Genomic DNA, 19,123 nt, shown 5'->3' with positions numbered 1-19,123 from the left:
GCCGGTTGCCTCGGGCCCGGCCTCTCCCTCTGCGTCATCTGGCCCGGCTTCGCGGCGGGATGAGAGGTCCGGCCGTCATCGTGGCCGTTCGCGGTGCGCTATGACGGCGCGGCGAATTCTGCGACGAAGGGGCGTCCGCGCTTTCCCGGAGACCGCTCCCGCCATGCATCCGCACACCTTCCTCTGCGTCGACGCCCATACCTGCGGCAACCCGGTGCGGGTGGTCGCCGGCGGCGGCCCGGTCCTGCCCAACGTGCCGATGGGCGAGAAGCGGCAGATCTTCGTCGCCGAGCACGATTGGGTGCGCCGGGCCCTGATGTTCGAGCCGCGCGGCCACGACGCGATGTCGGGCTCGATCCTCTATCCGCCGTCGCGGGAGGATTGCGAGCTCGGCGTGCTGTTCATCGAGGTCTCGGGTTGCCTGCCGATGTGCGGCCACGGTACGATCGGCACCGTCACGGTGGCGCTGGAGCAGGGCTTCGTGGTGCCGCGCGTCGAGGGGCGCCTGTCCCTCGAAGTACCGGCCGGCAAGGTCGAGGTCGAGTATCGCCGCAACGGCCGCTTCGTCGACGAGGTCCGGCTCTACAACATCCCGAGCTACCTGCACGCCGCCGGCGTGCGGGTCGAGGTGCCGGGGCTCGGGCCGCTCACCGTCGACGTGTCCTATGGCGGCAACTTCTACGCCATCGTCGAGCCGCAGGCCGGGTGGGCCGGCCTCGACGGCATGACCTCCGCCGACATCCTGACGCTGAGCCCCCGCGTGCGCGAGGCGGTGCAGCGGGCCGTCGCCCCGGTCCACCCGGAGGATCCGCGCATCCAGGGCCTGAGCCACGTGATGTGGGCCGACGGCCCGAAGCACCCCGAGGCCCATGCCCGCAACGCCGTGTTCTACGGCGACAAGGGATCGACCGCTCGCCCTGCGGCACCGGCACCTCGGCCCGGATGGCGCAGCGCGTCGCCAAGGGCCTGTTGAAGGTCGGCGACGACTTCGTCCACGAGAGCATCATCGGCACGCTGTTCCACGGCCGGGTCGAGGCGGCGGCCGAGGTCGGCGGACGCCCCGCCATCCGCCCGAGCATCGGCGGCTGGGCCCGGGTGATCGGGCACAACACCATCCTGGTCGACGAGCGCGATCCCCTCGCCTTCGGGTTCCAGCTGGCGTGAGTACCTCCTTCGATCGGCTTCGTCCGCAGGATCCTGGACAGAGGCCGCGAACTCCCACCCTCCACCTCATCCTGAGGTGTTGGTCGATCATCAATCGACTGACCTCGAAGGAGGGCTCCAGAAGTCTCTGAGATTCCTGGAGCCCTCCTTCGAGGCCGCTACGCGGCACCTCAGGATGAGGTCGCGAATGGGGAGAAAGGGACGCATGCGGGGCGAGCCTCGCCGATGAGACAGGCTCGGAGGTGTGGAATCGTCATTGCGACGCCCCCTCCCCGATCATCGTGAAGCCCTGCGCCTCGAAGAAGCGCCGGGCGGCCTTGCTCCGTAGGTAGGCGAGGAAGCGCGCGCCCCCGTCGCCCTTCGCCTCAACGGTGACCGCGAAGGGATAGACCACCGGCGGGTGGCTGCCCTCGGGAAAGACCCCCACCACCTTCACGCCCGGATCCGACTTCGCGTCGCTCTCGTAGACGACGCCGAGCGGCGCCTCGCCGCGGGAGACCAGCGCCAGGGCCGCCCGCACGTTGTCGGCCTGGGCGAGCCGCGGCTGCACCTGCGCCCACAGGCCCAGTTTCTCGAACGCCGCCTTGGCGTATTTGCCGATCGGCACCGAGCTGACCTCGCCGGTGGCGAGCCGCCCGTCGGGGCCGAGCGTCAGCGAAAACCAGTCCGGCGTGAATGCCGCCTCGGTCACCCTGGCATCCTTGGGCGCCACCACCACCAGGCGGTTGGCGAGCAGGTTCACCCGGGTCTCGGGCCGGATCAGCTTGCGGGCGGCGAGGTAGTCCATCCATTCGAGATCGGCGGAAGCGAACAGATCGGCGGGCGCGCCCTGCTCGATCTGGCGCGCCAGCGCCGAGGAGGCGGCGTAGCTCGCCCGCACTGGAAGGCCGCTCTCCGCCGTGAAGGCCTGGCCGGCCGCGTCGAGGGCGTTCTTCAGGCTCGCCGCGGCGAAGACCGTGGTCGGTTCGGCGGCCGAGGCCTGGCCTGCGAGGAGGAAGAGGCAGGCGGCCCAGAGGGCGCGGGTGCGGCGCATGGGAGGAATCCTCTCGTGGCGACCGGTGGTCGGCCGGCGCAGACTATGCCGGCGCGTGCGGCGCCGGCCAACTGCGACTCATGACAGGGCGGCCAGAGGGCCATGACGGTCAGGCCCAGATCGGCTGGAGCAATGCCCGATCCGAGCAACATCATCAGTCGATAGGGACCTCACTCTCACCGCGTCATTCCGGGGCCGCGAAAGCGGAGTCCGGAATGACGAAGAGGATTTTCGAGACTGTCGAGATCAATCGAACAGGATCTCAGGCGGCTAATGGAATCCTCTTCATGTCACGATCACCGGCTCGCCCGCGTGATCGCCCGGTCCGCATTCACCCGCGCCGTCCAGTCCCTGGCCTTATCCTCGCCCTTCAGATCGACGAGTTGCGCCCCGCCGACATCGGCGTTCTTGAACTCCGCCCCGGACACGGTCGCGCCGGTCAGGTTCGCCCCCGACAGATCGGCGCCCAGCAGCACCGCGTCGCTGAGGTCGGCACCGCGCAGGTCGGCATAGTCGAGCCGGGCGCGGCCGAGATCGGCGCCGCGGAGGTTCGCGCCGGTGAGGTTCACCGAGACGAACACCGTCCGCATCAGGCCCATCGACTGGTTCTTGAGGTCGGCCCCGCCCTTCAGACCGGCGAGATTCGCCCCGCTCAGGTTGGCACCGCGAAAGTCGCCGATCGGGACCGCGCGGCTGAGATCGGCGCCGCTGAAATTCGCGTCACGCGCCATGATGCCGAACATCCGCGCGCCGGCGAGCTTGGCGCCGGAGAGGTCCGCCTTGAGGAACCAGGATTGTTCGAGGTTGGCACCGCTGAGATCGGTACCCCGCAAAAGGGCCTTGTTCAGGCGCGCGGTGCGCAGGTTGGTGCCCCGCAGGTCGAGGCCGGAGAGATCGAGGCCGGACAGGGACTTGCCCGAGAGGTCGACCGGCCCACCCCGGGCGATCAGCGCCTCGACGTCGGCCCGGCTCATCTCGGCCCGCGTCATCGCCGGCGAGGCCATGTCGGCACCGAGCAGCATGTCCTGCTCGGCGGCGGCCGGGCCTGCGGCCAAGGCGGCGAGCGCGGCAAGAAGGGTCAGGGCGCGCATCGGTTCACTCCCGTCGGGATGCGGCGCCGGTGAATCGGGCGCTCGCTGATTGTCCGCAATAGAGCATCGCGGCCTTCCCGACGCGAGGGGCACGAACGGCCAAGGAACGGCCGAGGAACGGCTGAGTGCGCGGGCCGGCTCGATGAGCCGGCCCGCGCGAAGTCGGTCAGTGGCTATGCGCGTGGTCCCGCGCCGGCTCCGGTGCCTGCACCGCCCCCGGCGCCGCCTCGAGGTTCTCCTCGCGCACGCGCTTCCTCTGGAAGAACCGCATCGCAACGACGAAGAAGACCGGGACCAGGATCACCGCCAGCACGGTAGCGGAGATCATCCCGCCCATCACGCCGGTGCCGATCGCCTGCTGGCTCTTCGAGGCCGCACCGGTCGCGATGGCGAGCGGCACGACGCCGAAGATGAAGGCGAGCGAGGTCATCACGATCGGGCGGAAGCGCAGGCGCGAGGCCTCGACCGTGGCGGTGTCGAGCCTGGTGCCGGGCTTCCAGAGTTCCCGCGCGAACTCGATGATCAGGATCGCGTTCTTGGCCGACAGGCCGATGATCGTGATGAGCCCGATCTTGAAGTACACGTCGTTGGGCATGTCCCGGATGAGCACGCCGGCGACCGAGCCGATCACGCCGAGCGGGATGACGAGCATCACCGCGAGCGGGATCGACCAGCTCTCGTAGAGCGCGGCGAGGCACAGGAACACGATCAGCACCGAGAGGGCCAGCAGCAGCGTCGCCTGCGAGCCGGCCTGCTTCTCCTGGAGCGACTGACCGGTCCAGGTGTAGCCGAAGCCCTTCGGCAGCTGGGTCATCAGCCGCTCCATCTCGGCGATGGCCTCGCCCGAGGTGAAGCCCGCCGCCGGCTCGCCGGTGAAGCGGACCGACTGGTAGCCGTTGAAGCCGATGATCTGGGACGGGCCGACGCTCCATTTCAGGTGGGCGAAGGACGACATCGGCACCATCGTCCCCTGCTGGTTCTTGACGCCGTAGTTCAGGAGGTCGGTGGCGTTGAGGCGCTGGTTGTCCTCGGCCTGGACGATCACCCGCTGCATCTTGCCCCGGTTGGGGAAGTCGTTGGTGTAGACCGAACCGAGATTGACCTGGATGGTGTCGTTGATGTCGGCGAAGCTGACGCCGAGCGCCGCCGCCTTCTCGCGGTCGATCACGAGCTCCGCCTGCGGCGCGGGCGGCAGGCCCTCGACGTAGACGTTCTTGAGGATCGGGCTCTTGCGGGCGATCGCCAGCAACTGCTCCTGGGCCGCCATCAGGGCGGCGTAGCCCTTCTGGGCCCGGTCCTGGAGACGGAAGCTGAAGCCCGAGGCGTTGCCGAGGTTGTCGATCGGCGGCGGCTCCAGCGCCTGGATCACCGCGTCGCGGTAGCCCGCCATCGCCTTGTTGGTGCCGGCGACAAGAGCCGCCGCCGACTGGTCCTTGCCGCGCTCCGACCAGGGCTTCAAGGTCACGAAGGCCTGCGACGTCATCTGGCCCTGGCCGGAGAACGAGAAGCCGTTGACGATCGTCACGGTCGCCACGCCCGGCTGGGCCAAGAGGTGCTCCTCGGTCTTCTTCACCGCGGCGAGCGTGCGATTGAAGGAGGAGCCCGGCGGGGTCTGGATGTCGACGGTGAAGAAGCCCTGGTCCTCGACCGGCAGGAAGCCCTCGGGCAGGCGCACGAAGGCGTAGGCCGTACCAGCGACGAGGATCATGTAGACCACCATCATCCGGCCGGACTTCTTCACCGCCCAGGCGACGCCGCGGCCGTAGCGCGCGGTCTCGCGGTCGACGATGCGGTTGAACCAGCCGAAGAAGCCGCGCTTGGCGTGACCGTGCCCTGCCTCGATGGGCTTCAGCAGCGTGGCGCAGAGCGCCGGCGTCAGCGACAGCGCCAGGAAGGCCGAGAAGGCGATCGAGGTCACCATCGCGATCGAGAACTGGCGGTAGATGATGCCGACCGAGCCGGGGAAGAACGCCATCGGGATGAACACCGCGACGAGCACCAGCGTGATGCCGATGATCGCGCCGGTGATCTGGCCCATCGCCTTGCGGGTCGCCTCCTTGGGCGACAGGCCCTCCTCGGACATGATCCGCTCGACGTTCTCGACGACGACGATCGCGTCGTCGACCAGGATGCCGATCGCCAGCACCATGCCGAACATGGTGAGCACGTTGATCGAGAACCCGGCGAGCAGCATGATCGTGCAGGTGCCGAGAAGCGCGATCGGCACCACGATCGTCGGGATCAGGGTGTAGCGGATGTTCTGGAGGAACAGGAACATCACGATGAACACCAGCACCACCGCCTCGACGAGGGTGTGGAGCACCTTCTCGATCGAAGCCTCGACGGCGGGGGTGATGTCGTAGGGGATGTCCCACTTCACCGTGTCGGGGAAGAACTGGGACAGCTCGACCATCTTGGCGCGGATGGCCTTGGCGGTGTCGAGCGCGTTGCCGTCCGGCGCCAGCGTCACCGAGATGCCGGCCGCCGGTCCGCCGTTGAGGCGGGTGGTGAACTTGTAGTCCTCGCCGCCGAGCTCGATGCGGGCGACGTCGCGCAGGCGCACGGTCGAGCCGTCGGGATTGGCGCGCAGGACCACCGCGCCGAACTCCTCGGGCGCCCGCATCTGGCCCTTGACGACGATCGGGTAGTTGACCGCGTTGGTCTCCGGGCTCGGCTGGGCGCCGACGGCGCCCGACGCAATCTGGACGTTCTGGCGGGTGATCGCCTGGGTCACGTCGGCGGCGTTGAGCGACAGGCCGCGGAGCTTGTCGGGGTCGATCCAGACCCGCAAGCTGCGCTCGGTCGAGTACAGGGTGGCGCGCCCGACGCCCGGGATGCGGCGGATCTCGTTGATGACGTTGCGGATGAGGAAGTCGCCGAGCGCGACCTCGTCCATCGACCCGTCCTTGGAGACGAGGGTGATGATGTTGAGGGTCGCGGCCGAGGCCTCCTCGACCAGGATGCCCTGCTGGCGCACTTCCGCCGGCAGGCGCGCCTCGACGCGCTTGAGGCGGTTCTGCACCTCGACGCCGGCATAGCCCGGATCGGTGCCCGGCTCGAAGTTCGCCGTAATCTCGACGACGCCGAACGAGTCGCTCGCCGATTCGAAGCTCTGGATGTTGGCCGCCCCGTTCAGCTCATCCTCGATGAGGCGGGTCGTGCCGGTATAGAGATCTTCCACCGAGGCGCCCGGGAAGGCGGTGGACAGGGCGATCGAGGGCGGCGCGATGATCGGGTACTGCGCCACCGGCAGCATCGGGATCGTGAGCGCGCCGCCCAGACAGATGAACAGCGCGACGACCCAGGCGAAGACCGGCCGGTCGATGAAGAAGCTGGCCAAGGTGGTGGTCTCCTCAGCGCTGTTCGGTCGAGGCGGGGGCGGGGTGCGACCCCGACCCGGCCGACGCGACGGTGGTGGTCTCGAACGGCACCGCCGCGACCTGGGTGCCGGCGACGATCTTCTGGAAGCCCTCGGCGACGACCCGGTCGCCCTCCTTCAGCCCGTCGCGGATCACCCACTGGCCTTCGACCACCGGCCCGACCTCGACCGGCTGGAGCACCACCTTCTGGTCCGGCCCGACGAGCCAGACCTGGGCGCGGCCGTCGTTGGAGCGGTGCACCGCCTGCTGCGGCACCGCGATGGCGTCGGAATCGATGCCCTGCTTGATGCGCGCCCGCACGTACATGCCGGGGAACAGCTCGCCATGCGGGTTCGGGACCACGGCGCGGAGCGTCACCTGGCCGGTGCTCGGATCGGCTGTCACGTCGGAGAACAGCAGGCGGCCGGGCTCGGGATAGAGCGAGCCGTCATCCATGATGACGCGCACGCTCGCGACATCCGGCGCGAGGCGGTCGAGCTCGCCGCTGGCGAGATCCCGGCGCAGCTTGTTCAGTTCGCCGACCGACTGGGTGATGTCGACGTAGATCGGATCGAGCTGCTGGATCGTCGCCAGGTTGCTGGCGCCGCCCTGCTCGACGAGCGCGCCTTCCGTGACCAGCGCCCGGCCGATGCGGCCCGAGATCGGCGCCCGCACATCCGTGTAGCCGAGGTTGAGCTGGGCCCGGTCGCGCGCCGCCTTGGCGCCGGCGACCTCGGCCTCGGCCTGCTTCTGGGCCGCGAAGGCGGCATCGTACTGGGCCTGGCTCGCGGTCTGGCGCGACAGCAGGGTCTCCAGGCGCTCGGCCTGCTGGCGGGTCAGCACCAGGGCGGCCTCGGCCTTGGCCAGCGCCGCCTCGGCGCTGGCGAGGTCGGCCCGGAACGGCATCGGGTCGATCTTGTAGAGGATGTCGCCCTCCTTGACCTGGCTGCCCTGCTCGAAGGTGCGCTTGGTCACGAGGCCGGCGACGCGCGCCCGCACCTCGGCGATGCGGGTCGGCGCGGCCCGGCCCGGCAGGTCGCGCTCGTAGGGAATCGGCTGGTGCTTGACCGTCACGATCGAGACTTCCGGCGGGGCGGCAGGCGCCGCAGGCGTGGCGGCCTGCTGGGCCGGCTTGCAGGCGGCGAGCCCGAGGAAGAGGGCGGTCGCTCCAAGGAGGATGCGGCGGCGTTGGATCACGGGGCGGTCTTTCCTGCGCAAGGAGGACACGGCCGGGGCGCGATCGCGCCGCCGGGCGTCCAGGCAAAGGTCGGGTCGGCTCGCGGCGCGAGCCTCGAGGCAAAGGTCGGACGGGGCTCGCGGGGCGAGCCTCGATACGCGCCTCGGCGCTACTGCCGGGAGGCGACGACGGCTCGCGAGGCTCGCAAGGTTCCGAGGCGGAGATGTGACGGTGCGCCGGGTTCCGTTAAGGAAGCGGCCTTGTCGGGAACGACGTGGGGACCGTCGCGCTCAGGCCTTCGGCGGGCGCTCGGGCAGGGCGGCGCCGGCCTGGACCGGGATGCCGAGGCTGCGCGGGGGCAGGAGCGCCGCCTCGCCGGCCATCGGGTTCTCGGGCGGGCAGGCGAAGGTCGCGCTCGCCGCGCCGCCATCGTCGGGGCGGGGCGTGTCGACGCCGGTCGCCGTGAGGGTGCAGGCCGGGCTCTTCACCCAATGCGCGTGCAGGCTCTGCATCGGCGACGCGCCGTGGGCCGCCCGCAGGACCGGCTGCGGTCGGCCGGAGGCGGCATCGGCCGACGACATCGCCAGGAGGGCGAAGCCGAGGCCGACGAGGGCGGTCGCGCAGAGACGCGCGAGAGATGTCCAGAGACGACCGGTCACAGAGCGGAACAGTGGGGGTTCCGACCGCACCGCACAAGGCGCCGCGACATTCTGTCAGGGACGCGGCGGGATCCGGGCGGACGGCCCGCGGGCTTGATCGGAGCCGCGCATCGCCGTACCGATTTTTCGAAATCGAGGTCGTGAAATCGAGATCGGGAGAGAATGCCATGAGCGCGCCGCGGGACGTCTACATCTGCGATTACGTGCGCACGCCGATCGGCCGCTACGGCGGCGCGCTGGCGAAGGTCCGGGCGGACGACCTCGCCGCCGTGCCGCTGGCGGAGCTGGCCCGGCGCAACCCGGCCCTGAAGGAGGCGGTCGAGGAGGTATTTCTCGGCTGCGCCAACCAGGCCGGCGAGGACAACCGCAACGTCGCCCGCATGGCCCTGCTGCTCGCCGACTACCCCGAGCGGGTGCCGGGCCTCACTCTCAACCGCCTCTGCGCCTCGGGCCTCGACGCGGTCGGGGCGGCCGCCCGGGCGATCCGGGCCGGCGACATCGACCTCGCGGTGGCCGGCGGCGTCGAATCGATGACCCGGGCGCCCTTCGTGATGGGCAAGAGCGAGGGCGCGTTCCAGCGCCAGGCCGAGATCCACGACACCACCATCGGCTGGCGCTTCATCAACCCGGTGCTCAAGCACCAGTACGGCGTCGATTCGATGCCGGAGACCGCCGAGAACGTCGCCGAGGATTACCAGATCGGACGCGCCGACCAGGACGCCTTCGCGCTGCGCTCGCAAGCCCGGGCGACCCGGGCGCAGGACGACGGCACCTTCGCGGGCGAGATCGTCGCGGTCGAGATTCCCGACCGCAAGGGCGGCCACGTCAAGGTCGAGCGCGACGAGCATCCCCGGGCCGACACCACCGCGGAGGGTCTGGCGAAGCTCAAGCCCTTCGTGAGGAAGGACGGCACGGTCACCGCCGGCAACGCGTCCGGCGTCAACGACGGCGCCGCCGCCCTGGTGCTCGCCACCCGCGAGGCCGCCGAGCGCCATGGCCTGACCCCGATCGCCCGGGTGCTCGGCCTCGCCTCGGCCGGCGTGCCGCCCCGCATCATGGGGATCGGCCCGATTCCCGCCGTCGAGAAGCTCTGCGCCCGGCTCGGCCTCAAGCCGTCCGATTTCGACGCCGTCGAGCTGAACGAGGCCTTCGCCTCGCAAGCGCTCGCCTGCCTGCGCGGCCTCGGCCTCCCCGACGACGCCGATCACGTGAACCCGAACGGCGGCGCCATCGCGCTCGGCCATCCCCTCGGCATGTCGGGCGCGCGCATCGCCGGCAGCGTCGCCCTGCAGCTCGGCCGGACCGGCGGCCGGCTCGGCCTCGCGACGATGTGCGTCGGCGTCGGGCAGGGCGTGGCGCTGGCGGTCGAACGGGTCGGCTGATCGGGCCATCCTCGGTTGTGGAGCGGAGCGGGATTCCCGCCCCGCTCCCGGCCGCATCGGCGGGGGCACGCGCATCGGGGGACGAAAGTCCCATCGTGCCGCACTGCACCATGGCAGGCCCGCGTGGCATGGTTTAAGTATGAACCAGTCTCGCCCCTTCCCCAGGACCCGCGCGGACGATGCGCCCGCCTCCGCGGGACGGATCCCGCGGCGCAAGCGGTCCCCCCAGCGATCCCTCATGCGATCCCCGATGACCCGCCACGCTTTCCCCAACGGCCCCGCTCGTCCGTCGTCCGAACGGAGCCGCCGTTTCGCCCCTTCGTCCCGGTGAGGCCTGCCATGCCCAGCAAGACCGGATCGCGCCCGGACGCGGAGGATTCCCACGAGGCCGACGGCCCGGAGGCCGGCGACGCGGAAGCCGAGTTCCTGACCGTCCTCGGCCAGCGCGTCCGCACCATGCGGGCGGTGCGGGCGATGTCGCGCAAGGTGCTGTCGCAGACCTCGGGGCTCTCCGAGCGCTACATCGCCCAGCTCGAGGGCGGCCAGGGCAACGTCTCGATCATCCTGCTGCGCCGGGTGGCGCTCGCCATGGGCGTGCGGCTCGAGGACCTGATCGCCGCGGTCGAGAGCCCGCCGGACTGGCCGGTGGTGCGCGACCTCCTGGCGAAGGCGAATGCGGACCAGATCGCCGAGGCCAAGCGCATCCTGTCCGGCGCGGCCGCGCCCGGCGAGGGCCCGACGCAGCGCGTGGCGCTGATCGGCCTGCGGGGTGCGGGCAAGTCGACCCTCGGGCGGATCCTCGCCGAGCGGATGGGCTGGACCTTCGTCGAGCTGAACCGCGAGATCGAGCGCGAGAACGGCCTGTCGGTGGCGGAGATCTTCGCGATCTACGGCCAGGAGACCTATCGCCGCCTGGAGCAGGCCGCCCTGCGGAGCCTCGCCGAGCGGCCGGGCCCGATGGTGCTGGCGACCGGCGGCGGCATCGTCGCCGAGCCGGTCACCTTCGACCTGCTCCTGTCCTCGTTCTTCACCGTCTGGCTCAAGGCGCGGCCGGAGGAGCACATCCACCGGGTGCGCGAGCAGGCGGCCAAGGGCCTCGTCCAGGCCCGGATGCCCGACAGCGACAACGCCCTGCGGGAGATCCGCGCCGTGCTGATGAGCCGCGAGCCGCTCTATGCCCGCGCCCGGGCGGTGATCGACACCGCCGACCACACCGTCGCCGAGACCGCCGCCGAGCTGACCGGAATGGTCGAAGGCTATCTCGGGAATGCGCGGCGCCACGGCTGAGGCCCGGGTGCCACAACCGGGCCGGCCGGCGTGAAAATCGCCGGCTCGACCGGCGACCACACGCATTCTGGCCGCAAATGAGTCGGCAGGCTTCCCGATCACCACGGGACGCGTCGGGGTCGAGGAGCACGATGGAGAGTTCGAACCGGGCCGAGAGCTACGAGGCGGCGCACGAGGGTGGGGCGGGCCAGGTGGTCGAGGCGGCGCATTTCTCCGCCATCCGCAGCGTCCGCACCGAGGCGGAAGCGCTCCTGACGCTGGCCCGTGCCCTCGACAACGAGCTGAAGGCCGGGTTCGGCGCCGCCGTCGCGGCGATCCACGACATTCCCGGCCGGGTGATCGTGTCGGGCATCGGCAAGAGCGGCCATATCGGGCGCAAGATCGCCTCGACGTTGGCCTCCACCGGCACGCCGGCCTCGTTCATCCATCCGAGCGAGGCCAGCCACGGCGACCTCGGCATGATCACCTCGCAGGACATCGTGATCGCGCTGTCCTGGTCCGGCGAGACGACCGAGCTCGGCGACCTCATCAGCTTCTCGCGGCGCTTCGCCGTGACGCTGATCGGCATGACCTCCAACCCGGCCAGCACGCTCGGCCAGGCCGCCGACATCCTGCTGCCGCTGCCGCTGGTGAAGGAGGCCTGCCCGCACAACCTCGCGCCGACCTCGTCGAGCGTGATCCAGCTCGCGCTCGGCGACGCGCTGGCGGTGGCCCTGCTCGAGCGCCGCGGCTTCTCGGCCAGCGACTTCAAGGTCTTCCATCCGGGCGGCAAGCTCGCGGCCCGGCTCAAGACCGTGACCCAGCTGATGCATGCCGGCGAGGAGATGCCGCTGGTGCCCCGCGGCATCCGGGTCTCGGAGGCCCTGATCGCCGTGATGGGCAAGCGCTTCGGCTGCGCCGGCATCGTCGACGAGGCCGGCCGGCTCGTCGGCATGATCACCGACGGCGACGTGCGCCGCCACATGAGCCGCGGCGACGGCCACAGCGACCTCCTCGCCCGCCGGGTCGAGGAGATCATGACGCCGGCGCCGATCACCACCACCCCCGGCACCTTCGCCAGCGCTGCCCTGGAACTGATGAACCGCAGCCAGATCACCGCCCTGTTCGCGGTGGAGCGCGGGAAACCGGTCGGCATCCTGCACATCCACGATATCCTGCGGGCGGGCGTGGTCTAGAGCACGTCACGATTGCGCTGCAATCGCGAAGCTCTCCAGGTCTTTGATCTTACCGCATTTTCTCCGACGAACCGGCATCCACGTCGTCGGAAATGCTCCAACAGAGGCGCGGGCGGCCCTTCGGTCCCTCCCACCCTCGAACCTCATCCCGAGGTGCCGCGCAGCGGCCTCGAAGGAGGGCTCCAGACATCTCTGCGATCCCTGGAGCCCTCCTTCGAGGTCAATCGATCTTCGATCGACCAACACCTCAGGATGAGGCAGAGGGTGGGACGGTCGATCGGACGGCGGACTTACGCCGCCCCACCAGGCTCTTGCAGCTTTTCAGTCCGATCGTTCAATACGGCACCCCGCCCCGCCGCTTCTCCCGCATGGCCTCCGCGTACCACGTCAGCTCGTCGAGGAAGCGGCCGGTCGGGCGCTCCAGCCAGGGCTGGAGCGGGCGGCCCTCCTCGTCGAGCGCCTTGTGGACCTCGGGGATCGGCAGCAGCGACGGGATGCTCGGCGTGCCGAGCTCGCCCAGCATCGCGCGCAGCTGCATCGCCGCCCGCACGCCGCCGTAACGGCCGGCCGAGTAGCAGACGATCGCCGAGGGGCGCCAGAAATACTCTTCCAGGAAGTGGTCGAGGGTGTTGGAGAGGGCCGGCGGGATGCTGTGGTTGTACTCCGCCGAGACCACCACGAACCCGTCCGCCCGGCGATAGAGGGCGGCGAGCCGCTCCAGCGGCTCGGGCGCCTCGCCCTTCGGGTATTCCTTGTACATCCGCGTGAGCAGCGGCAGGGCGAGTTCCGCCGGATCGACCAGCGGCGCCTCGTGGCCACGGGATTCGAGGGCCTGGACCAGGTAGCGGGCGGCGCGCAGGCCGTTGCGCCCCTGGCGCACCGAACCGAGGATGACCGGGAACACGAGCGACATGGCGGGACTCCGGGAAGCGAGGACGCTCCCCGGAGTCTAACACCATCTTACATCATGCCGAGCATCCGCGGCAGCCACAGCGAGATCGCCGGGACGTAGGTCACGACCACCAGGAAGATCAGCATGGTGAGCAGCCAGGGCCAGACCGCGATGGTCAGTTCCGTGATGCCCATCCGGGTGATGCCCGAAGCGACGTAGAGGTTGAGCCCGACCGGCGGGTGGCACATGCCGACCTCCATGTTGACCACGATCAGGATGCCGAAATGCACCGGATCGATGCCGAGCTTGGCGGCGATCGGGAACAGGATCGGCGCCATGATGAGCACGATGGAGGACGGCTCCATCACGTTGCCGGCGACGAGCAGCAGGATGTTGACGATCAGCAGGAACACCACCCAGTTCAGGCCGGCCCCGGTGATCCAGCTCGCCATCGCCTGCGGGATCTGCTCGCTCGTCATCAGGAACGAGAACAGCACCGCGTTGGTGATGATGTAGAGCAGCATCGCGCTCATGTTGGCCGAATCGAGCAGCACCCGCGGCACGTCCTTCCAGGTGAGATCCCGGTAGACGAACAGCGCGATCACGAAGGCGTAGACGGCGCTGACAGCCGCGGCCTCGGTCGGCGTGAAGGCGCCGCTATAGATGCCGCCCAGCACCAGCACGATCAGCAGGAGGCCCCAGACCGACTTGCGGAACGCAACCCAGCGCTCGCCCCAAGTCGCCTTCGGCATCCGCGGATAGCCGAACTTGCGCGCCCGGTACCAGGTGGTGAGGCCGAGAAGCGCCGCCAGCATCAGGCCCGGGATCACGCCGGCGACGAACAGGGTCGAGATCGAGGCCGAGGAGACGCGCTGGCCGTCGGGCCCGGTCACCACCGCGCCGCTGGTGGCCACCGAATACATCACCATGACGATCGAGGGCGGGATCAGGATGCCGAGCGCGCCCGAGGTGGTGATGACGCCGGCGCCGAAGCGCTTCGGGAACCCCTGCGCCACCATGGCGGGCAGGATGATCGAGCCGATCGCCACCACGGTGGCCGGGCTCGAGCCCGAGATGGCGGCAAACAGCGCGCAGGCCATCACGCCGGCCAGCCCCAGGCCGCCGTGCCAGTGGCCGACCATCGAGGTGGCGAAGTTGATCATCCGCCGGGCGACGCCGCCATGGGTCAGGAAGTTGCCCGACAGGATGAAGAACGGGATCGCCATGATCTCGAAATTCTCGATCCCCGTGAACAGCTTGAGCGCCACCGCCTCGATCGGCACGGTGGTCATGGTGAACAGGAAGGTGAGCACCGAGAGGCCGAGCGCGATCGAGATCGGCATCCCGGTGAGCATCAGGGCGATGAGCAGCCCGAAGATGATGGCGGCATTCATCGGGCGGTGCCTCCGGTGCGGGCGTCGTTGGCCAGGTCTTTCGCAAGGTCTTCCGCGGCGTGCGGGCTCTCGACCACGCCCTCGACATGGCCCGGATCGTGGTGCGGCAGTTCCCCGGTGCGCCAGAAGCTCCAGGCGACCTGGAGGAAGCGGAAGCACATCAGGTAGGAGCCGAGGGGAATCGCCAGGTAGACGACCCAGCTCGGGATCTCGAGATCGGGCGTGGTCTGGTCGGTATCGACGAGGCCGTAGACGAAGCGCGCGCCCATCGTGCCGACGATGGCGGTGAACAGCGCACCGCAGAACAGGCCGAACAGCACGATCCGGTCGCGCCAGGCGGGCGGCAGCTGGTTCACCGCGACGTCGACGCCGACATGGATGCCGGTGCGCACGCCGTAGGCGGCGCCGAACTTCGCCATCCAGACGAACATGTAGATGCACAGCTCCTGGGCCCAGGAGAGGTGGATCGCGGTGGTGATCGGGTAGAGCAGGTCGATGCCCGACGCGTAGCGGTGGACGACGGCGACGAAGATCAGCAGCGTCGCGCCCGCCATCAGGCTCGCGATCAGGATCTCCTCGAGGCGGTCGAGGATGCGCAAGGGGTGCATGGGGTCTCCCGGGAGGGGTCGGGGCGTCGGAGCGTGGCGGCGTCAGGCCGGATCGCCGTCGGGCCGGTTTTCGCCGTCGGGCCGATTTTCGCCGTCGGGCCAAGCGAAGCGGATGTTGCGGTCGCGCAGGCCCGCCAGCACGACCTCGACGCCGCCGGACTTCACCATCCATTCGAGGCGGTGGTCGCGGTATTCGCGCCGGCGCCCGCCGGTGGTGTAGAGGTCGGCGGCCTCCGCCATCCGGGCCGCCGCCATGTCGAATTCCCGGAAGGTCTGGGCCACGGACGGGCGCTCGCGGACCCGCGCGTGCCAGCGCGCGAGCGCGCTGCCCGCTTCGGGCCCCAGCCCGTAATGCACCGAGCGGTTGACCATCGGCGCCGCCGCGGCGTCGGCCCAGCCGAAGGACGCGCCCCCGAACCACTCCGCCTCGCCGAGGCGGCCGGCGAGCCAGTCCTGCAGGATCCTCGTCTGCGACGCGGCCTGACCGCGCAGATGGTCGGCGAGGGCGCCGGTGGCGCGGCGGAACCACAGGATCTCGCCGAACCCCCAGTTCACCGCCTCGTACTGGGTGTCGCAGACCTCTTCCGTCATGCGGGCGACCGCGCGGGCGGCGGGGTCGCGCGGCAGCAGCGGCGGATCGGGCCAGCGTTCCTCGATGTATTCGAGGATCACGGTCGATTCGAAGAGGCTCAAGCCCCCGTCGACCAGCACCGGCACCTCCTGGCGCGGATTGGCCTGCGCGAAGTCGCCGTCGCTCCGGCCCGTGCCGAAGGTCTCCGGCAGCTCTGCGGTGAAGGCCACACCCTTCTCGCGCAGGGCGATCTTGACCTTCTGCGCATAGGACGAGAGCGGGTGCTCGTAGAGCAGCATGATGGTGGTTCCCCCCGAACCGTCTCGTTCGTTGGTGGCAGTCTCGCACGCGGCGGCGCGCCGCGGGAACCCGACGATGGTTGGGTTCCCGTCGCCGGGTGGCGGACGTCTCCGGGGAGGCGGGACGCGCGATCCTCGATCGCGCCCGTCCCCTACTTCATGTTTGCCGCGAAGATCCGGTCGAACTCGCCCGAGGCCTTCGCCAGGTGCAGCCACTGGTCGACATAGGCCTTGAACACCCCGTCGCCGCGCGGCAGCAGGAAACCCATCTCGCCGTATTGCAGCGGCCGGTCGGGATTCACCGCGCACAGGCCCGGATGCAGCGTCTCCTGGAGCTTCACCTCGACCGACTCGGCGACCATCACGTCGGCGCGGCCCTCGGCGATCTCCCGCCAGATGACGCGGTTGTCGGGAAAGAGCTGGATCTGCGCCTTGGCGAGGTTGGCGCGGGCGAACTTCTCGTTGGTGCCGCCGGGATTGACGACCACCCGGGTCGACGGCTGGTTGATCGCCTCCGTGGTCTGGTACTTGGAGACGTCGTCGCAGCGGACGATCGGCGCCTTGCCGTTCACCAGGTACATCTCGCTGAAGAAGGCCTCGCGCTGCCGCGGCAGCGTCACCGAGATGCCGCTCATCGCGATGTCGCACTTCGCCTTGAAGTCGGCCATCAGGTTCGACCACTTGGTCTGGATGAAGACCGCCTCGGCGCCGAGCGACTGGGCGAGGGAGCGGCCGAGATCGATGTCGATGCCGACGAAGTCGTTGGCGCCGTCGGGACGGTAGGAGAACGGGCGGTAATCGCCGGTCGTGCAGACGTTGAGAACCTTGCGCTCGATGACCTGGTCGAGGCGCGAGGGCTCCTCCGCCGCGAGGGCCGGACTCGCCGCGAGCACCAGCATCGCGCCCGCCACCCAGCGCGACGCCACCGAACACATGGCCATGACTCTTGCTCCCCTTCGCCACGCCCGTGGCGCGGGGCAACCTAAGCAGACTTGCGTCGGCGGGCCAACGCCTCGCCCGCTTAGGTTCTTGTTTCATCGCAGATTTTTCGCGCCGAACCGGTCACCGCTTCGGCGGAATCCGCCGAGAGCAATTTCCGTCGAGGCGGATACCGGTTCGCCGTGGAAGAATGCGGCAACGACGAGGGACTGGAGAGCGTCGCGCTTGCCACGCGGCCGGGGAGGCGGAAGGGGTGCGTCGAGGTCAGGGGGGCGTCCGCGGCGGGCATCCAAGGCCTCGGGCCGAAGGCCCCGCCCGCTACGCGTCGTCGCTCGCCAGGATGGCGGCCTCGGACGGGGCGTCGAGCGCGAAGACCAGACCGTCCGGCCGATAGGCGATCTCCGCCGTTCCGCCGAAATAGGCGCTCAGCGTGCGCTCGATGAGGGCGCTGCCGAACCCGCGCCGCGTCGGCGCCGTCACCGGCGGCCCGCCCCGCTCGCGCCAGTCGAGCCGGAACCGCGCCCCCGGTCCCGTCCCCTCCTCGGACCAGCGCACGTCCACGGTCCCGGTGTCGTTCGACAAAGAGCCGTATTTCGCCGCGTTGGTCGCCAGCTCGTGCAGAGCGAGCGCGAGCGCCACGGCGAGCTGGGGCTGGAGGGTGAGGGCGGGCCCGGCGAGTCGGATCCGCTTGCCGATCGCGCCGTGCGGGGACAAAGTCCCCTCGATCAGGTGGCGCAGGTCGGCCGAGCGCCAGGAGGCGTTGGTGAGCACGTCGGTCGCGGTGCCGAGCGCCACCAGTCGCGCCGACAGCGCCTCGCCGGCCGTCGGAAGGTCGGTGGCGTTGCGCAGGGTCTGCCGCGTCACCGACTGCACCACGGCCAGCACGTTCTTGAGCCGGTGGGCGAGCTCGCCGTTGAGGAGCCGCAACTCCTCCTCGGCCCGCTTGTGGGCGCGGAAGTCGCGGGTCACCGTGCCGGTGCCGACGACCTGGCCCGCGCTGTCGGTGATCGGGAAGGCCGAGTACAGGACCGGGATCGCCTCTCCCGTGCGGAAATGGCGGAAGGTCAGCTCGCCCGACCAACGGCCGTCGCACTCCAAAGCCGCCAGCATCTCCGCCATGACGGTGTCGACCTGCTCGGGCGGGAGGAAATCCGTGATGGTCAGGCCGGCGAGGTCGGCACGATCGAGGCCGACCATCCGCCTTGCAGCCTCGTTGAGATAGATGAAGCTGCCGTCGGTCCGCGCCATGCCGATGAAGTCGGTGCTGGTCTCGGCCAGCCGCACGAAGCGGTCGCGCTCCTCCTCGCTCTCGCGCAGGGCGGTGATGTCGCGCGAGACCGACAGGACGCGGTCGAACGTGCCGTCCGGGTTGCGGATCGGGCTCAACGCGACGTGCCACCATTTCGGCGTGCCCCGCATCGTGCTGGCGCGGCCGACGAAGCTCCGCGCCTGCCCGGCACGGGCCGCCGCCAGGGCGGTCACGGCCTCCTCATGGCCCCGTCCGGCCCAGAAATCGGGCCAGTGGCAGCCGCGGATCGCGTTGAAGTCGCTCACCTCCATCACCTGCTGGCCGCCCTCGGACATGAAGGTCAGCCGCCCGTCGAGGTCGAGCACCTTGATGCAGTCGGTCGAGCTGGCGAGCACGCTGGTCAGGAAGGCCTCGCGCTCCGCCGCCGCCGCCGCGCTCCGCCGCGATTCGGCCTGCGACGTCTCCGCCTCGATCAGCGCGTGCCGCAGGGCGACGACCAAACCGACCAGCCCGGCCGTCGTGACCAGGTACACCGCCGAGGCGACCGATTGCGCGAGCGACAGGCTGCCGACGGGCGGCACCGCGAGCAGCGCGGAGCCGGCCAGGGCCGCCGACAGGAGGGTGGCCCACAATCCGGCCCCGCCCCCGAGCAGCAGGGCGATGAGGACCACGGCGGGCGTGAACAGGAACCACGGGGCGAATTCGGACAGCCAAGCCGTGCGCAACAGGGCGATGCCGGCGACGACGAGGACCGGGACGCCGTAGCGCACGCGCCACGATGGCGGGCTCGCGACGATCAGGGCGCGCAGACGGTCGAGACGACCGCGCAGGCGCATGTCCATCC

Annotated in this window: 14 protein-coding genes and 1 pseudogene; 4 read left to right on the top strand and 11 right to left on the bottom strand. The window is 70.2% G+C overall.

Annotated features, from left to right (window positions below):
• Positions 1–163 precede the first annotated feature (163 nt).
• Positions 164–1,164 (top strand): annotated as a pseudogene (locus F1D61_RS09660) (4-hydroxyproline epimerase).
• A 253-nt stretch (positions 1,165–1,417) separates the two neighbouring features.
• On the opposite strand, the gene modA reads toward F1D61_RS09660, so the two are convergent.
• From modA to F1D61_RS09635, 5 genes are all read right to left on the bottom strand, one after another.
• Positions 1,418–2,197: a molybdate ABC transporter substrate-binding protein gene (modA, locus tag F1D61_RS09655; RefSeq protein WP_203157650.1), complete on the bottom strand. Its 780-nt coding sequence runs from the start codon at positions 2,195–2,197 to the stop codon at positions 1,418–1,420.
• 296 nt (positions 2,198–2,493) lie between these two features.
• Positions 2,494–3,288: a pentapeptide repeat-containing protein gene (locus F1D61_RS09650; RefSeq protein WP_203157649.1), complete on the bottom strand. Its 795-nt coding sequence runs from the start codon at positions 3,286–3,288 to the stop codon at positions 2,494–2,496.
• Positions 3,289–3,454: 166 nt separating this feature from the next.
• Positions 3,455–6,628 carry an efflux RND transporter permease subunit gene (locus F1D61_RS09645; protein WP_203157648.1) on the bottom strand — a complete coding sequence of 1,058 codons (3,174 nt, stop codon included), beginning with the start codon at positions 6,626–6,628 and terminating at the stop codon, positions 3,455–3,457.
• 13 nt (positions 6,629–6,641) lie between these two features.
• Positions 6,642–7,844, bottom strand: a complete 1,203-nt coding sequence (locus F1D61_RS09640) for an efflux RND transporter periplasmic adaptor subunit (RefSeq protein WP_432443237.1) — start codon at positions 7,842–7,844, stop codon at positions 6,642–6,644.
• Between the two features lie 270 nt (positions 7,845–8,114).
• Positions 8,115–8,483: a hypothetical protein gene (locus F1D61_RS09635; protein ID WP_203157647.1), complete on the bottom strand. Its 369-nt coding sequence runs from the start codon at positions 8,481–8,483 to the stop codon at positions 8,115–8,117.
• A 167-nt stretch (positions 8,484–8,650) separates the two neighbouring features.
• Between F1D61_RS09635 and pcaF the strand changes: the two genes are divergently transcribed.
• From pcaF to F1D61_RS09620, 3 genes are all read left to right on the top strand, one after another.
• Positions 8,651–9,865 (top strand): 3-oxoadipyl-CoA thiolase, encoded by a 1,215-nt coding sequence (gene pcaF, locus F1D61_RS09630; protein WP_203157646.1) that lies wholly within the window; start codon positions 8,651–8,653, stop codon positions 9,863–9,865.
• A gap of 339 nt (positions 9,866–10,204) precedes the next feature.
• Positions 10,205–11,152 (top strand): helix-turn-helix transcriptional regulator, encoded by a 948-nt coding sequence (locus F1D61_RS09625; RefSeq protein ID WP_203157645.1) that lies wholly within the window; start codon positions 10,205–10,207, stop codon positions 11,150–11,152.
• A 131-nt stretch (positions 11,153–11,283) separates the two neighbouring features.
• Positions 11,284–12,327 (top strand): KpsF/GutQ family sugar-phosphate isomerase, encoded by a 1,044-nt coding sequence (locus tag F1D61_RS09620; RefSeq protein ID WP_203157644.1) that lies wholly within the window; start codon positions 11,284–11,286, stop codon positions 12,325–12,327.
• A gap of 334 nt (positions 12,328–12,661) precedes the next feature.
• On the opposite strand, the gene F1D61_RS09615 is transcribed toward F1D61_RS09620, so the two are convergent.
• The 6 genes from F1D61_RS09615 to F1D61_RS09590 form a co-directional block, all read right to left on the bottom strand.
• Positions 12,662–13,240, bottom strand: a complete 579-nt coding sequence (locus F1D61_RS09615) for an NADPH-dependent FMN reductase (RefSeq protein WP_203157643.1) — start codon at positions 13,238–13,240, stop codon at positions 12,662–12,664.
• 47 nt (positions 13,241–13,287) lie between these two features.
• Positions 13,288–14,613, bottom strand: coding sequence for a TRAP transporter large permease (locus F1D61_RS09610; RefSeq protein ID WP_203157642.1), 1,326 nt, complete (start codon positions 14,611–14,613; stop codon positions 13,288–13,290).
• Positions 14,610–15,221 carry a TRAP transporter small permease gene (locus F1D61_RS09605; protein WP_203157641.1) on the bottom strand — a complete coding sequence of 204 codons (612 nt, stop codon included), beginning with the start codon at positions 15,219–15,221 and terminating at the stop codon, positions 14,610–14,612. The genes F1D61_RS09610 and F1D61_RS09605 overlap by 4 nt, the downstream gene beginning before the upstream one ends.
• Positions 15,222–15,263: 42 nt before the next feature.
• On the bottom strand, positions 15,264–16,091 hold the full coding sequence (locus F1D61_RS09600; RefSeq protein ID WP_203157640.1) for a glutathione S-transferase family protein: 828 nt from the start codon (positions 16,089–16,091) through the stop codon (positions 15,264–15,266).
• 152 nt (positions 16,092–16,243) lie between these two features.
• Positions 16,244–17,032: a transporter substrate-binding domain-containing protein gene (locus tag F1D61_RS09595; protein WP_246775801.1), complete on the bottom strand. Its 789-nt coding sequence runs from the start codon at positions 17,030–17,032 to the stop codon at positions 16,244–16,246.
• A gap of 316 nt (positions 17,033–17,348) precedes the next feature.
• Positions 17,349–19,121 carry a PAS domain-containing protein gene (locus tag F1D61_RS09590; protein WP_203157639.1) on the bottom strand — a complete coding sequence of 591 codons (1,773 nt, stop codon included), beginning with the start codon at positions 19,119–19,121 and terminating at the stop codon, positions 17,349–17,351.
• Between the last annotated feature and the right edge of the window lie 2 nt (positions 19,122–19,123).

This window comes from Methylobacterium aquaticum, assembly GCF_016804325.1.
In the GTDB taxonomy this organism is placed as follows: domain Bacteria; phylum Pseudomonadota; class Alphaproteobacteria; order Rhizobiales; family Beijerinckiaceae; genus Methylobacterium; species Methylobacterium aquaticum_C.
Note: the sequence above shows the minus strand (reverse complement) of the source record. Positions and strands in the feature narration are given on the sequence as shown.